Source organism: Novosphingobium sp. TCA1 (assembly GCF_009811895.1).
GTDB lineage: Bacteria > Pseudomonadota > Alphaproteobacteria > Sphingomonadales > Sphingomonadaceae > Novosphingobium > Novosphingobium panipatense_A.
In genome coordinates this window covers 48876-63626 of sequence record NZ_BLJH01000015.1, presented here as the reverse complement: position 1 = coordinate 63626, position 14751 = coordinate 48876, and the positions used below count along the sequence as shown (strand labels likewise).

The window sequence follows — 14751 nt, the reverse complement described above, 5'->3', positions numbered from 1 at the left end:
TCGTCCCTCTGCCGGCATCAAGATCACCCGCAGCCGACTACGCCGCCATCGACCGGAATTTGCGCGCCGGTGACATAGGCTCCTGCTCGCGAGCAAAGGAAGACGACAATTCCGGCGATGTCGTCGGCGCGGCCCAGCCTGCGCAGCGGAATATGGCTGAGCAATTTCGGGTCGACTGCATCCTCGTCACGCATGTGAGCGGTCATTTTGGTAGGGAAGAAGCCCGGTATCACGGCATTGACCGTGATGTTCCGGTCGGCAAGGTCGCCGGCGAGATCCCGCGTCATCATGTGGACCGCCGCCTTGCTGGCAGCGTAACTGTAGGCATTGAGCCGTTCGGCCTTCATGCCCGCCACCGAACCGATGTTGATGACCCGCGATGGATCATCGGCCGTGCCCGCCGCGACCAGTTCGGGAAGGAGTTCGCGCACAAGAGTGAAAGGCGTCTGGACATTGACTGCCATCACGCTTGGCCAGGCCTTGTCGGGAAAGGTATCGATAGGGCCGCCCCAGGTCTTGCCGGCGTTGTTGATCAGGATGTCGCATTGGCCCAGCGCGCTGCGATACAGTGCGGCAAGCTCCACCGCGGCTTCCGGAGTAGACAGGTCTGCGGCAAGCGGCAGGCATGGCCCGAGACCCGACATTTCCGCCGCGGCGGTCTCACACACATCGGCCTTGCGCGATGTGATTGCCACGCTAGCGCCTGCGCGCAGAAGACCTTCAGCGATCATCCGCCCCAACCCCTGCGCGCCGCCGGTGACGAGGGCTTTCTTGCCGTGCAGGCTGAACAGATCGCTCACATCGTCACCACGACTTTGCCGAACTTGTGCTGGTCGCGAAGGTGAAGAAGAGCTTCCTTTGCCTTCGCCAGAGGGTAAGTAGCCTCGATGACCGGCTTGATCCGATGCTCGCCGGCGAACGCTAGCATTTCCCGGAAGTCCTGCGGATCGCCGACCTGACTGCCGACGATGCTGGCGCTCTTGAGGAAAATATCCGTCGCATTGAACTTGACCTCGTTCCCGGCGGTCGACCCGTAGATGACTATGCGCGCACCCGGGTTGATGGCGCGGACATAGTTGGCAAAGCTGGGTGACGGTGCACCATCCAGGACCACGTCAATCCCGCCGGTCAGCTTGCCAACCTGCTTTCGCCAATCCGGGTCGGTATAGAGCAGGCCGCCCTTGGCACCCATCTCGATCGCCCGGTCGAGGACTTCCTGGCTCTCACCGGTCACATAGACGTTCGCGCCCTTGGCGACGGCGAATGCGAGGCCGAACGTGGCGACTCCGCCGCCGACCCCGCTGATCAGCACAGTTTCTCCGGCCTGAAGCCGGCCCTTGAACATCAGAGCCCGCCACGATGTCAGCGCTGTGAGCGGCATTGCGCCGGCTTCCTCAAAGCTCATGAAGGAAGGTTTGGGAGCCAGGTTCTCGGCAGGGATACAGATGTATTCGGCGATCGTCCCGGCAAATGGCATGCCCAGCAAACCGAAGTCTGCAGCGGGCGCATGGCGATTGGGGCCCCAATTGCGGGCCGGATAGAGAACGACTTCTGAGCCCACGTCCACGCCGCTAACGTCGGCGCCGACCTTGTCGACAATGCCTGCGCCGTCGCAACCCAGCGTTACCGGCACCACCATGCCGGGATATTGTCCATGAGAAATGAACAGTTCTCGGTGGTTGATCGAGGCGGCTTTGAGTGCGACTCGCACTTCCCCGGGACCGGGTTCCGGCGTTTCGACGTCGGCAACGCGGGTGGATTCAGGTCCCTCGGCGTTTTCGAGATACAGGGCCTTCATGGTCAACCTTTCCTAGCTTTTGGCCCCGGCAGCTTCGGGCGGCCTGCTTGTTTCGGGCGTAAAGACGGCAATTTACGAAAATTCCCGGCCATCCGGAGCAGGACAATATCTCCGGCTCGCGAGGACCTATCTGCGGATAGGAAAAAGGATTGCGTTTAGGATTTCACACGTCAGAATATATTTCGGATCAAAAAACAAATTGCCACAAGGCATGTCCAGGAGAGAGCCATGAAAGTCATTCCGACGAGCGCTTTGCCGCATCGGATAACGCCGACATTGATTGAGCGCGCTGCCATGAGAGACCTGACGGCCAAGGTCCGCGATTCCCGATTGACGATGGTGTCAGCGCCCGCTGGAAGCGGAAAGACCACCTCGATGCTCTACTGGGCGGACCTGCTACGCGCGCAAGGCCACCCGCTCCTCTGGGTGGCGACACGTGCGGGGATCTTCAACAAGGCATCTTTCCTCTCTGCCCTCAAGGCAGCAGGCGTTGCGGCCGGCCTTCCTTGGGAGCAACTTTCCCTGGATGGCGACGATGCGCCCTGGCTCGAAGCGTTGTCGATAACGATCGACCCGCGGCCCGTCCTTGTCATCGACGATGCCCATCTGCTCGATCAAGCCGCTCTCGATTTTATCGCACAGCTATCGGCGACAGCTCGGGATGCCCTGTGCATGATCGTTTCTGCCCGCGGCGCGATTGGGCTTCCGCTGGCGCGTATGCGCGCATTGGGTTTCCTCAATGAAGTGGGAAATGCCGATCTCTCACTCACGATCGCGGAAGCGGCTCAGCTGGTAACCCAGAGCATCGGAACGCCGATCGACTCCAAGGATCTTCAGGATATCGTGCGGGACACGCAAGGTTGGGTATCCGGCGTTGTGATCGCCTGCGACTTGTACCGCCGCGGCAAACAGGGGGCCGGCAGTCCCAGGTTGACGGGCTTGCGTCCGGAATTTGCAGAGTACTTCCATGAAGAGGTGCTCAGCCGTCAGCCAGAGGACGTTCGCCGCTTCCTTGTCGATACGTCGATCCTGGATGAACTGACCCCTTCTGCCTGCGCGGCGGTCACCGGCGACGAAGATTCTCGCGCGATGCTTGACCATGTGTTCCGCCAGGGGCTCTTCCTGAACGCGATCGATCAGGAACACAGTCGATACGCGTATCACCGCCTGTTTCGTGAGATGGTCCTTGGACGCCTGATGGACAGGGCGCCCGCACGGGCGGGCCTGATGCATTGCCGTGCCAGCGACTACTTCGCCGCCAACGATCAGGCAGTCCTGGCCATCGAGCATGCCCGACTGAGCGGCGATCAAGCATTTCTGGCCCGCCAGCTCGACCAATTGGCGGAACAGCTGACCTATACCGGCTATCTCTATCGCATCGACGAGTTGGGCTCCGCCTTGCCCTGGGCGGAACTGGCCCAGCACCCTTATCTGTTGTTGGCTCTGGCATGGCGGCGCATTCGCCAATTGTCTTTCACCGCCGCCCAGCGCTTTATCGACGCAGCGCGCGCTATCCTCGAGACCAAGGTCTCCGAAGGAAGGGTCGCTGCGCACGATGCGGATCAGATCGATCTGATGATCCGCCATCGCCTGGTCATGCTGGCCGCCGCGCGCGACGACATGGTCAAGGTTGAAGCGGACGCGGAGCCGCTTTTGGTCGAGATGGCCGAAAGCCATGCCTATCTCAGCTGTACGTTGCTTGCCCAGCTCATGTCGGCACGGCGCGAACTCTACCACTTTCAGGACATGCTCAAGCTGGAAGCGGAAACTCGGCGGGCGCTGTCCAGGCCGGGTTCGGATTTTGCCTCGATTGCGCTCAAGGCCTCCGTTGCCCCGACATTGATGGCACAAGGCAAAACGCCCCTTGCCGAGCGCTTCCTCGAAGAAGCCTTTACGCTTGCGAAAGGGTTACATGGCGAGGGCTCGGGACTGGCTGCCTTGCCAGCGCTCCCGCTTGCGGAGCTGCTTTACGACGCCGGCGATCTAGATCGCGCGGCTGACCTGGTCGAACGGCACTTGCCAGTCGTGCGACAGTGGGGATTCGCCGACCAGATGGCATCCGGTTATCTCGTCGATGCTCGCCTTCGCGCGGCGCGCGGCGACCTTCCCGGCGCGCTTGTCACTCTCAATGACGCGCATCTCGTTGCGATAGAATGCGGTCTTGATCGCATGCGCGCCTTCATTGTTGCCGAAGAGGTCCGTCTGCTCGTCAAGGCGGGCCAAATCGAGGAGGCTGAGCGGCACTTCCTGGCCGGCGATCCGCAGATCGACGGCGAGCCCATACCGACGCTGCGGCCGACGCGTCGTAACGAGTGCAATGCGATCGCCTGGTTGCGCATCGAAATGCAGCATCACCGATTGACCCGGGCGCGCAAGGTGGCCCATCGCTGGCTGGAGTTCGTAAAGCGCGCCGGGGCCATTCGCTCGGCCGTAACCTTCGAATTGCTCCTTGCCGAAATCGCGGTGCTCCAGGGCAATCGCTCCGAGGCTCGCCGCGCTGTGCGTGCGGCGGTGGAAATGGCGGAACCTGCCGGCTGGATGCGCACGTTTATCGACGAGGGCGAAGTCATTTCCGCTCTTCTTACCGAGGCCTATTCCCACGGTCCTGAACTCGAAACACCTGCCGACCGGTTCGCGGTTCACTTGGTCTCCCTGATGCGAAATGGCCCGCAGATCGAGACAGACGAGGACGAGGACGACGATTTCGGACTGACCGGTCGCCTGGCCAACCGGGAGGTGGACATTCTTACCATGGTGAGTGGCGGTCTGCGCAACCGGGAAATCGGCGATCGGCTGGGACTGACCGAGGGAACGGTCAAGTGGTACATGCAGCAGATATACGACAAGCTCGGTGTTCGCCGTCGCCCTCAGGCGGTTCTGCGCGCCCGCCAACTCGGAATCCTTCCCTGACGAGCCACCTCACTGCCTATCGAAGGATAGATTGCGGGCGGCGAGGCGGCTGCCATCGAGCGGCTGCGGGAAAGGAAACATCATGGCCAAACGAAAAGTCATCATCAGTTGCGCAATCACCGGAGCGATCCATACACCCTCGATGTCACCCCATCTTCCGGTGACAGCTGACGAGATCGCGGAATCTGCGGTTGGCGCGGCCGAAGCGGGCGCAGCGATCATCCACCTTCACGCCCGCAACCCCACTGACGGCCGGCCCGACCAGGATCCCAAGCTTTTCGAACCGTTCCTCAAGGTCATCCGCCAGCGCAGCGATGCTGTGCTGAACCTGACGACCGGGGGACATCCCTCGATGACCGTCCAGGAACGCATCCGTCCCGCCCAGACTTTCGCGCCGGAAGTCGCCAGTCTCAACATGGGCACGATGGGTTTTGGATTGTTCCCGATGCTGGACCGCTTCAAGGAATTCAAACACGCCTGGGAGCCAGCGGCGCTGGAAGCATCGCGGGACTTGGTATTCAAGAATACCTACGCGGATATCGAGCATCTGCTCGGCACGCTTTCGCCTCTCGGCACGCGTTTCGAGTTCGAGTGCTACGACACCAGTCACCTCTATAACCTGAAGTACTTCCTGGACCGGGGCTTGGTAAAGGCACCGCTCTTCATACAGACATGCTTTGGCATTCTGGGCGGGATCGGCAGCCATCCCGATGATATCATGCACATGAAACGCACAGCAGATCGGCTGTTCGGCGATCAGTATCAGTGGTCGGTGCTCGGCGCGGGTGCCCGCCAGATGAGTGTCGTCGCGATGGCTGCGTCCATGGGAGGAAACGTGCGCGTCGGATTGGAAGATTCTTTGTGGGGCGGCCCCGGGCGTCTGGCCGAGACCAATGCTGAGCAGGTGCGCAACGCGCGCCAGATCATCGAGGGCATGGGGCTGGAAGTGGCAAGTCCGGACGAAGCTCGTGCCATTCTCGACCTGAAGGGCGCGGACCGGACAAATATCTGATGCCGGAACGGTCAGGGCCGCTGGTCGGCGTGCGTATCATCGAGATCGATGCGATCGGCCCGGTGCCGCTGGCAGCGATGCTGCTGGCCGACATGGGGGCGGACATCGTTCGGGTCGCGCGGCCTCCCTCCGCTGGACCCGGTGACTGGGAGGACGTGGGCGGTGATATCCTTCATCGCAGCCGAATGGTCACTTATCTCGATCTCAAAAACGAGAGGGACCGCAGCAGTCTGCTCGACCTGATCGAGCATGCAGACGGTCTGATCGAAGGCTATCGGCCAGGAGTGATGGAGCGGCTGGGTGTCGGTCCGGATGTCTGTCTTGCCCGTAATCCCAGCCTTGTGTTCGGGAGGATGACCGGCTGGGGACAGAGCGGGCCGATGGCCATGCGCGCGGGACATGACATCAACTATCTCGCAATCACAGGGGCGCTGCATGCCATGGGCAAGACCGGGGAGCCGCCGCCAGTCCCTCTCAATCTCGTCGGTGATTACGGCGGCGGCGCGATGTTCCTCATATTCGGAATGTTGAGCGCCTTGCTTTCGGCACGGCGGACGGGGGCGGGCCAAGTGGTTGATGCCTGCATCACGGACGGCGTCGCGTCGCTCATGAGCCTGTTCTACGCTTGGCAGCCGAAGGGCCTTTGGAATGATGCACCCGCATCCAATCTTCTTGACGGCGGTGCGCCGTTCTATCGATGCTACGCCTGTGCCGACGGCAAATTCGTGGCCGTGGGCTGTCTGGAACCCAAGTTCTTTGCGCAGATGCTCGAGGGTCTGGGCCTTGCAGGTCGCGGTTACGATCAACATGAGCGGGCGGGGTGGCCTGGGATGGAAGCCGATTTCGAAGCGGTCTTCCGGACGCGTACGCGCGACGAATGGGGCGAGACCTTTGCGTCGACCGATGCCTGCGTGACGCCGGTCCTAAGCATGGCCGAGGCTCCGGCGAGCCCTCACAACAACGCCCGAGATACTTTCGTCACCCTGGGCGGCGTAACGCAGCCGGCGCCATCGCCCCGTCTCACGGGGACTGTCCCGGCAATCACCGCCGGGACTGAGGCCACCATCGCGGACCTCATTCGGGCTTGGGCGCAGCCGCGTTATTGAAACTCGCAGTGACCATACGCCTCGCAGGTGGCGGTGGTAAGTATCGGCGGAGCCCCGGCTGCCCAGTCCATAAAACTGAACAGTTTTGCCCTCTTTTGTATCATTTCCTCTCCGAAGATAGGTGGTGAAAGACCGTGAATAGCGGCCATTCAGAGTGCTTTGAAAAGCCTGCGAAGAGACAGGCGGCGGGAGAGAGAGTTGATGAAATCGCGTTTGCTGAGACTTGCGCTGTTGTCGGCAGGAACGACCTTGGCCGTCCCGGCGTGGGCGCAGGATGAGAACGCTTCTGCCCCTCAGATGGAAAGCGCGGCGACGGGTGACATTATTGTCACCGCTCGCCGGCGCGAGGAGCGACTGCAGGATGTTTCCGTCTCCATTTCAGCGTTTTCCGCTGAAGCGCTCGAGCGCAGCACGGTCCAGACAGTGAGTGATTTGAGGACAATTACGCCAGGGTTCACGTTCTCGGCTGAAGGCGGTAAGGACAACGTGGCGCTGACGCTTCGCGGCATTGGCCAGCTCCCACTGGGTGAAGTAACCCCGGGCGTCGTGATCTACGTGAACGATACGCCGCTCCCGGCTGTGGGATCGAACGTGCCGACTTACGATATAAGCAGCATTCAGGTTCTGAAAGGCCCCCAAGGCACGCTGTTCGGGCGCAATACGCTCGGCGGTGCGGTGGTGATCGGCACGCAAAAGCCGACATACCGTTTCGAGGGCTTTGGCGAAGGCACATACGGCCGCTTCGACTATCGGGAGCTGCAAGGCGCGATCAACATCCCCATCGTCGAGGACAAGGTCGCGTTTCGCGCCGCGGGTCAGATTCGCCGTCAGGACCCGCGAACGATCGCCTTTGACGAGGGCCCCGGGTTCGACAATATCCATCAGGACGCCTTCCGGCTTTCGCTGCTGATTGAACCCTTCGATGGGTTCACCAGCACCACCGTATATGAGTATTTCAAGGGCGACGAGCTGGCTGGCGGGCTCTATCTTTTGCGTCAGAATTTTCCTTTCGCGGCGCTGGGCCTCGCGGCCGTCGATCCTCAAGTCGAAGCCGCGTTGGCAACCCAGGCTTCCAATCGGCGCGGATCGTTCGACGGGGGAATCGACGGAGGTGCCTCGTATCGCAAGGCAACTGCGATCACCAACGACACGTCTTACAGTTTCGGCGACATGACGGTTCGGAACATCTTTGGTTATCGGAAGAACTACAGTTACCAGCTGATCAATACGGGCGGCCTGCCGATACTCCAGATTCCCACCGGCCTCTCCGCCCCGCTGCCGGCATGGGTGCCATTCACGCTGTTTACGGCGTCGTCGGTAATTGACCGCCAATATCTCACCAACGAGACACAGCTGCTCGGCAACTTCGGCGCGTTCAATTTTATAGCGGGCGTCTTCTACAACAACGACAAGCCCCACGGGCCCACCGGATCGCAGTTCACCGCGTTCTCGGTGGGCGGGGTTCCCGCTCCTGCGGTCACGTCCCATGTCCGTAACCGAAACTGGGCTATTTATGGGCAGATCGGGTACGACATAACCGACAAGCTGAAATTGAACCTGGGGGGACGCTACAGCTGGGACAAGGTTTCAGCGTGCGGCGGCACTATCGGGACCAGCTATGTGGACGAAGCGACTTGCCTGGCAACCGCGAACACCGGGGCAATTGATGGCGTGGGCACAGTATCGAACAAGGGGCAGGAGCCCAGTTGGACGGTCGGCCTCGACTACAAGGCGACGCCCGATTGGCTGCTCTATATCGTATCGCGTCGCGGCTATCGTGGTGCCAACGTCAACACGCCGAAATTCGAAACCGTCTATACGACTGGTGGAACCGATCCTGCTTGTGTCGCAACCGGAGGTGTTTGCCCCGATCTCCGGCCATTCCAGAAGACCAACGAAGAGACGATTACCGATCTCGAAGTCGGTTCCAAGTATGACTATCGCGTGGGAACCGCGCGGGGCCACCTCAATATTGCAGCTTACTATAGCAAATACAAGAATGCCCTCCAGTTCCTGAATACGCAGACGACCGTTCCCAACGGAACGCCGGATTCTCCTTCGAATGGTTCGCTCGCGGTCAATGCGGCGAACTTGCGGATCTGGGGCGTCGAACTCGAGGCCTCGATAAGCCCGGCACGCAGTGTAACCGTCGGCTTTAACGCGGCCTATACGAACGTGACGGTCGAAAGCCTTACCCTTCCCGCTGATTTGCCGCCGACGATCGTGCTCGGAAAGGATCAGATCAACAAGTATTCACCGAGCTTTTCCGGTACGGCCAGCTTCAACTGGATCCTCCCGGTGCGGCCCGCGAATGGCGAAGTCAGCTTCAATGCCGACGTATTCATGACCGCCGATTACGGTGGCCAGAACGGCGAGAAGCTGCCCGGCTACGAATTGGCGAATGCGCGCCTGGACTGGCGGGGAATTGCGGATACCGGGATCGATCTCGGAATCTTTGTGAAGAACGTTTTCAACGAAAAGTATTTCTCGGCCGCGAGCGTGCTTCTCCCGTCCTTCCCGACGAGTTCCGTTTATGCCGGCGACCCCAGGATTTGGGGCGTGTCGGCAAAGTACACGTTCTAGAGCGGCCGGAGCGACCGGTATGAAAATCGGCCTCGAACTATCACGGAGAATGTTGTGATGCTCGACCAACTGCACCTGAGCCACGATGATGCAAATCGCATTTACAGCGCTCTCACTTCGATTTCCCTCAACGAAATGATGGCCACGGCGGAGGCGATGACGCTCGCCGCCCATGGTCCGCGCATGACATATTCGCGCAAGGTCTTCATCCCGCTGACCAAACTGTGCCGCGACGTCTGCCACTATTGCACTTTCGCCACCACGCCCGGTCGGATCGACAAAGCCTACCTGGCCGCGGAGGATGTACTGGCGATAGCGCGCGCCGGTGTGGCGGCAGGATGCCGCGAGGCGCTTTTCACACTCGGGGATCGACCTGAACTTCGCTACGGAGCCGCACGCGACGCCTTGGCCAGATTGGGGCACGAAACGACCCTTTCCTATCTCGGCGAAATGGCAGCGCTCGTCTTGAACGAAACCGGGCTGCTTCCGCACCTCAATCCGGGGCTGATGGGTGCTGCCGACTATGCCTCACTGCGTCCGCATGCGGCCTCGATGGGCCTGATGCTTGAAAGTAGCTCGCAGCGCCTGTGCGAGAGAGGAGGGCCGCACTTTGGATCGCCCGACAAGGAGCCGGCGCGGCGGCTTGAGTCGATTGCTCAGGCAGGGCTTGCCAAGGTTCCTTTCACTACCGGCCTGCTGATCGGCATCGGCGAAACGTGCCGCGAGCAGGTTGATGCACTTGTCGCCATCCGCGACCTGCATCGCCAATACGGGCACATACAGGAAGTCATAATCCAGAACTTCCGCGCCAAGCCCGGCACGCAGATGGTAGATTTCCCAGAGCCGGCATTGGATGACCATCTCTGGGCCATCGCGGCTGCTCGTATCATCCTCGGCCCCGAGATGACGATTCAGGCTCCGCCAAATCTTCAGGAAAGCCATAATTTCGCTCCGCTGCTTCGCGCTGGCGTCAATGACTGGGGAGGAGTCTCTCCGGTAACGCCTGACCATGTCAATCCGGAAGCGCCTTGGCCGCACCTCGACATGCTCGAACGCGCCACCAATGCCGCCGGGCGCACATTGCACCAGCGCCTTGCGATCGGCCCCCGCTATGCAACGGCCGCAAGGCAATGGGCCGCGCCGCCTGTCGCGGCAACCGTTCTTCGGGCAATCGATGCTCGCGGACTGCCAAAAATCGACGATTGGGCCGCGGGCAGAGGCGATGCTGCGCCGCAGCAGATCTCGGCGGGTGGATTTGCGGTATCCCCGCGCATATCGTCGATACTTGACAGCGTGAAAGCCGGCCACGTGCTGGGCGAAGCGGATATCGTGTCGATGTTCGATGCCGAAGGAGCCGACTTCACAGCGATCGTGAACTTCGCCGATCGCCTTCGCAGGGACGTAGTGGGCGAAACGCTGACTTTTGCGGTCAACCGAAACATCAATTACACCAATATCTGCCTCTACAAATGCGGCTTCTGCGCGTTTTCCAAGGGTAGTACCAAGGCCATGCGCGGGCCGGCATATCGGCTCGATTTCGCCGAGATTGGCCGCCGGTCCGCCGAAGCCTGGGATCGCGGGGCCACCGAAGTCTGCCTGCAAGGCGGTATCCACCCCGATTACGACGGTAACACCTATCTGGATATACTTCGCGCAGTGCGTCAGGCGGCGCCGGATATCCATATCCATGCCTTCTCCCCGCTTGAGGTGACGCACGGCGCGAGAACATTGGGGCTACCGCTCGAAGACTTTCTGGCCCGTCTGAAAGCAGCCGGGTTGTCGACGCTGCCCGGCACGGCCGCCGAAATCCTCGATCCCGAAATCCGCGACATCATCTGCCCGGACAAGGTTACAGCGGACGAGTGGATCGAGGTCATGCGTGTCGCCCATGGCGTTGGACTGCGCAGCACCGCCACGATCATGTTCGGCCACGTCGAGGGATATCGTCACTGGGCACGTCATCTCCTGTCGATCCGATTGCTTCAGGACGAGACAGGTGGGTTTACCGAATTCGTCCCGCTGCCTTTCGTCCATATGGAAGCGCCGATCTGGCAAAAAGGCCTGGCACGGTCGGGTCCGAGCTACCGCGAGGCGGTGCTGATGCATGCCGTCGCCCGTATCGTGCTGCATCCCGTGATCGCCAATATCCAGGTCTCGTGGGTCAAGATGGGGCCTGAGGGCGCAGCGGCGATCCTGCAGGCAGGTGCAAACGACATGGGCGGCACCCTGATGGACGAGTCGATCACCCGTGCCGCCGGCGGCGTCAACGGGCAAGAATTTGGGCCGACGCAAATGCGGGCGCTCGCCGCTTCCGTCAACCGGCCCGTGCGCCAGCGCACCACTTTGTATGAAGATCCGCCGGTTCGTCACGGCCATTGCATGGAGACGTTATGATCGATCTATCCTTTCCGTTGCGCGACAAGGTGGCTCTCGTCACCGGAGGCGGCAGCGGCATCGGGCGCGCTACCGCCCGCATGTTCGCGCAGCGCGGCGCCATGGTCGCCGTCGCCGGCCTCGACGAGGCGCCGCTGCTTCTGGTTGCCGAGGAAATTGTCGCCGCCGGCGGGCAGGCATTGCCGATTGTCATGGACGTGACGAGCGAAGACGCGATCGCAGGGGGCGTTGCGCGCCTCGCGGATCGCTTCGGCAGGCTGGATATTCTTCACAGCAATGCGGCGCAGACCGGCGAACTGCAGGAGGATGGCCTCATCGATGCAATGGACGCGGACTTTTGGGACCGCACGTTCTCGATCAACCTGCGCGGATCCATGCTTTGCGCCAAGCACGCCATTCCGCTCTTGCTGACGAGCGGGGGGGGCTCGATCATTTTCACCGGCTCCGGCAAGGGTCTCGCCGGCGATCTTGATTACCCGGCTTACGGCACGTCAAAGGCGGCCTTGCTGGGACTTTCGCGCTACATCGCGACCCAGTACGGGAAGCAGGGCATTCGCTCCAATGTCGTTGTCGTGGGCCTAGCCATGACCGAGGCGCTTGACAGGAACATGCCCGAGGCGGCGCAGAAGCTGATGACCGAGCACAATCTGGTCGACCACCTCGGCAGGCCCGAGGACATTGCCGAAGTGGTCGCATTTCTAGCTTCCGAGCAATCCCGCTACATCACGGGAGCAGCGATCGTCGCTGACGGCGGCTTCACTTCGCACTCGGCCGTCTATGCGGACATGCTGCGCTTTGCAGCGATGGATACCGGAGCCAAGGCATGACGCAACCTTCTATTGCCGTCGTTGGCGGCACGGGAAACCTTGGTGCGGCTATTGCCTGGCGGCTTGCCCGAGCAGGTTATGAGGTCGTAATCGGATCGCGAAATGCCCAAAGTGCGCAGGACGCGGCATCGGGGTTGGGGCACGGACTTCGCGGCGCGAGTAATGTCGACGCGGTGGCAGGAGCCGATATCGTGATCGTCACGGTTCCCTTCGCCGCGCAGCAATCGACGCTTGCTGATATTGCGCCGCATGTCGCAGGAAAGCTGGTGGTGGATACTACCGTTCCCCTAGTTCCTCCCAAGGTCATGCGCGTGCAACTGCCCGATGAGGGATCGGCAGCCATGAGAGCGCAAGCGGCTCTTGGCCCCAGTGCCGTGGTCGTGTCGGCGTTCCATAACGTCGCTGCGCACAAGCTCGCTCAGGACGTCGATGTCGGCTGCGATGTCCTCGTATTCGGAGACGACAAGGAAGCGCGCGGACGGATTGTGGACCTTGCCGATGCCATGGGGCTTCGGGGTCTTCACGGCGGCGCGCTTGTCAATTCCGCCGCAGCCGAGGCGCTGACCTCCATCCTCATTTTCATGAACAAGACGTACCGTGTCGACGGCGCCGGCATTCGGATCACGGGCGAGCTTATCCCGCCAGATCAGCAATAGGCAGCGGCGATGATCGAAATAGTCGAACTGAGCGGCATCGGCGAAATCGCGCCCGGCGACGACCTCGCAGCGATACTTCGAGATGCCCTCCAACGGTGTGGATCGCCGCTTCGCGATGGGGATGTACTCGTGGTAACCCAGAAGATTGTCTCGAAGGCCGAAGGACGGCAGGTCGATCTTGAGCAAGTCGAACCGGGTGAGCCGGCCCGCGAACTGTCCCAATTGACGCGCAAGGATCCGCGCATGGTTCAACTGGTGCTCGACGAATCGAGTGAGATTGTGCGAGCGGTTCCCGAAGTGCTGATCACGCGGCACAAATTGGGTCACGTCATGGCCAACGCGGGGATCGATCGTTCCAACATCGGTCCATCACTGGGCGCTCGTGCACTGCTGCTCCCCCTGGATCCTGACGCAACAGCGGCGAATTTGCATAGCGCGCTTGGAGTGCCGGTAGTGATCTCGGACAGCTTTGGAAGGCCCTGGCGCCTTGGTGTGGTCTGTGTTGCCATCGGCGCAGCGGGCCTGCCGGCTCTCCACGATCGCCGCGGCGAACTCGATCGCGACGATCGCCCTCTGGAAGTCACTCAGGTGGCGCTGGCCGACATGATAGCCAGCGCGGCAGGGTTGGTGACGGGTGAAGGCGCAGAAGGCATACCGGCCGTTCTCGTCCGCGGATGCCGCCTTGAGGGGATGCCGCGCAAAGCCGCCGAACTGGTACGCCCGAGGCGCGAAGACCTGTTTGCATGAACGGGGCGCCTGCGCGCGCCTTCGTATTTGCAATTAGCTCCGCCGCAGGACTTGCACGATGAGAAACTGGATCGCTGTGGTTCCCTGGAAACAGGGGAGGGAAACGAAGTCGCGACTGGCCCCGAGCCTGAGTGCGAGAAAGCGGCAGGCGTTGGCCTGCACGATGGCGGCGCACGTCGTGGGCTGCCTTTCCGGGATCGAGGCAATCGAATCGACTTTCGTCCTGGCGCCTGCCAGCGTGGAAGGTTGGCCGGTGCAATGGCTGCGCGACAGCGGCTTTGGTCTCAACGGCGAACTGAACAGGATCCGCGAACATTTCGGCAGTCGGCCGCTCCTTGTTATCCATGCCGACCTGCCTGCGTTGGTCGGTGAAGACGTGGAGGCCCTGCTTGCCGCGGCGCGGGGGACAGGACGCGCATTCGCCCCCGACCGGCATGGCAAAGGCACCAATGCAATCGCTCTTGCGGACTCGGGCTCTTTCACCTTCGCATTCGGTCCTGGCAGTCTAGCACATCACCGGGCGCAGTCGCCTGCTGCCGCCATTGTCGAAAGGGCGGGCCTGGGTTTCGATCTCGATACTCCGGCCGATCTCGAACACGCAGTTTCCCGACGCCTGATCAGGCAAGCCGCATGAGCCTTCGCCGCTCGCTCCCCTTCCTAAGGAAAGGTGCGAGCACGCCGCCGCGCTTCACTATCCGCCCGACATCGTGAGAGGACA

11 protein-coding genes are annotated in these 14751 nt (G+C 61.5%); 9 read left to right on the top strand and 2 right to left on the bottom strand.

Features of this window, described 5'->3' with window-relative positions; genetic code table 11:
* Positions 1-23: 23 nt before the first annotated feature.
* Positions 24-800, bottom strand: coding sequence for an SDR family oxidoreductase (locus NTCA1_RS16865; RefSeq protein ID WP_133085052.1), 777 nt, complete (start codon positions 798-800; stop codon positions 24-26).
* Positions 797-1798: a zinc-binding dehydrogenase gene (locus NTCA1_RS16860; RefSeq protein WP_133085053.1), complete on the bottom strand. Its 1002-nt coding sequence runs from the start codon at positions 1796-1798 to the stop codon at positions 797-799. The genes NTCA1_RS16865 and NTCA1_RS16860 overlap by 4 nt, the downstream gene beginning before the upstream one ends.
* 228 nt (positions 1799-2026) lie before the next feature.
* Here NTCA1_RS16860 and NTCA1_RS16855 point away from each other — a divergent pair, with 228 nt between their 5' ends.
* From NTCA1_RS16855 to cofC, 9 genes are all read left to right on the top strand, one after another.
* A complete protein-coding gene (locus NTCA1_RS16855) occupies positions 2027-4708 on the top strand; it encodes a LuxR C-terminal-related transcriptional regulator (RefSeq protein WP_133085054.1) in 2682 nt (893 codons plus the stop codon).
* A gap of 82 nt (positions 4709-4790) precedes the next feature.
* Positions 4791-5720, top strand: coding sequence for a 3-keto-5-aminohexanoate cleavage protein (locus tag NTCA1_RS16850; RefSeq protein WP_133085055.1), 930 nt, complete (start codon positions 4791-4793; stop codon positions 5718-5720).
* Complete coding sequence (locus tag NTCA1_RS16845; protein ID WP_133085056.1) at positions 5720-6826, top strand: CaiB/BaiF CoA-transferase family protein; 1107 nt, start codon at positions 5720-5722, stop codon at positions 6824-6826. The genes NTCA1_RS16850 and NTCA1_RS16845 overlap by 1 nt, the downstream gene beginning before the upstream one ends.
* Before the next feature lie 201 nt (positions 6827-7027).
* Positions 7028-9409: a TonB-dependent receptor gene (locus NTCA1_RS16840; RefSeq protein ID WP_133085057.1), complete on the top strand. Its 2382-nt coding sequence runs from the start codon at positions 7028-7030 to the stop codon at positions 9407-9409.
* A gap of 54 nt (positions 9410-9463) precedes the next feature.
* Positions 9464-11803: a 5-amino-6-(D-ribitylamino)uracil--L-tyrosine 4-hydroxyphenyl transferase CofH gene (gene cofH / locus NTCA1_RS16835; protein ID WP_133085058.1), complete on the top strand. Its 2340-nt coding sequence runs from the start codon at positions 9464-9466 to the stop codon at positions 11801-11803.
* Positions 11800-12630, top strand: coding sequence for an SDR family NAD(P)-dependent oxidoreductase (locus NTCA1_RS16830; protein WP_133085059.1), 831 nt, complete (start codon positions 11800-11802; stop codon positions 12628-12630). The genes cofH and NTCA1_RS16830 overlap by 4 nt, the downstream gene beginning before the upstream one ends.
* Positions 12627-13286: an NADPH-dependent F420 reductase gene (gene npdG, locus NTCA1_RS16825; RefSeq protein ID WP_133085060.1), complete on the top strand. Its 660-nt coding sequence runs from the start codon at positions 12627-12629 to the stop codon at positions 13284-13286. Before NTCA1_RS16830 ends, npdG begins: the two co-directional genes overlap by 4 nt.
* A 9-nt stretch (positions 13287-13295) precedes the next feature.
* Positions 13296-14033 carry a coenzyme F420-0:L-glutamate ligase gene (gene cofE, locus NTCA1_RS16820; RefSeq protein WP_133085061.1) on the top strand — a complete coding sequence of 246 codons (738 nt, stop codon included), beginning with the start codon at positions 13296-13298 and terminating at the stop codon, positions 14031-14033.
* Positions 14034-14091: 58 nt separating this feature from the next.
* Positions 14092-14667, top strand: a complete 576-nt coding sequence (cofC, locus tag NTCA1_RS16815; protein ID WP_133085062.1) for a 2-phospho-L-lactate guanylyltransferase — start codon at positions 14092-14094, stop codon at positions 14665-14667.
* Positions 14668-14751: the final 84 nt, after the last annotated feature.

Bases quoted from the DNA above. Each gene is read 5' to 3' on its own strand.
- cofC (WP_133085062.1), top strand. From the start codon at position 14,092: ATGAGAAACTGGATCGCTGTGGTTCCCTGGAAACAGGGGAGGGAAACG.
- npdG (WP_133085060.1), top strand. From the start codon at position 12,627: ATGACGCAACCTTCTATTGCCGTCGTTGGCGGCACGGGAAACCTTGGT.
- NTCA1_RS16855 (WP_133085054.1), top strand. From the start codon at position 2,027: ATGAAAGTCATTCCGACGAGCGCTTTGCCGCATCGGATAACGCCGACA.
- NTCA1_RS16830 (WP_133085059.1), top strand. From the start codon at position 11,800: ATGATCGATCTATCCTTTCCGTTGCGCGACAAGGTGGCTCTCGTCACC.
- NTCA1_RS16840 (WP_133085057.1), top strand. From the start codon at position 7,028: ATGAAATCGCGTTTGCTGAGACTTGCGCTGTTGTCGGCAGGAACGACC.
- NTCA1_RS16845 (WP_133085056.1), top strand. From the start codon at position 5,720: ATGCCGGAACGGTCAGGGCCGCTGGTCGGCGTGCGTATCATCGAGATC.
- cofE (WP_133085061.1), top strand. From the start codon at position 13,296: ATGATCGAAATAGTCGAACTGAGCGGCATCGGCGAAATCGCGCCCGGC.
- NTCA1_RS16860 (WP_133085053.1), bottom strand. From the start codon at position 1,798: ATGAAGGCCCTGTATCTCGAAAACGCCGAGGGACCTGAATCCACCCGC.
- NTCA1_RS16850 (WP_133085055.1), top strand. From the start codon at position 4,791: ATGGCCAAACGAAAAGTCATCATCAGTTGCGCAATCACCGGAGCGATC.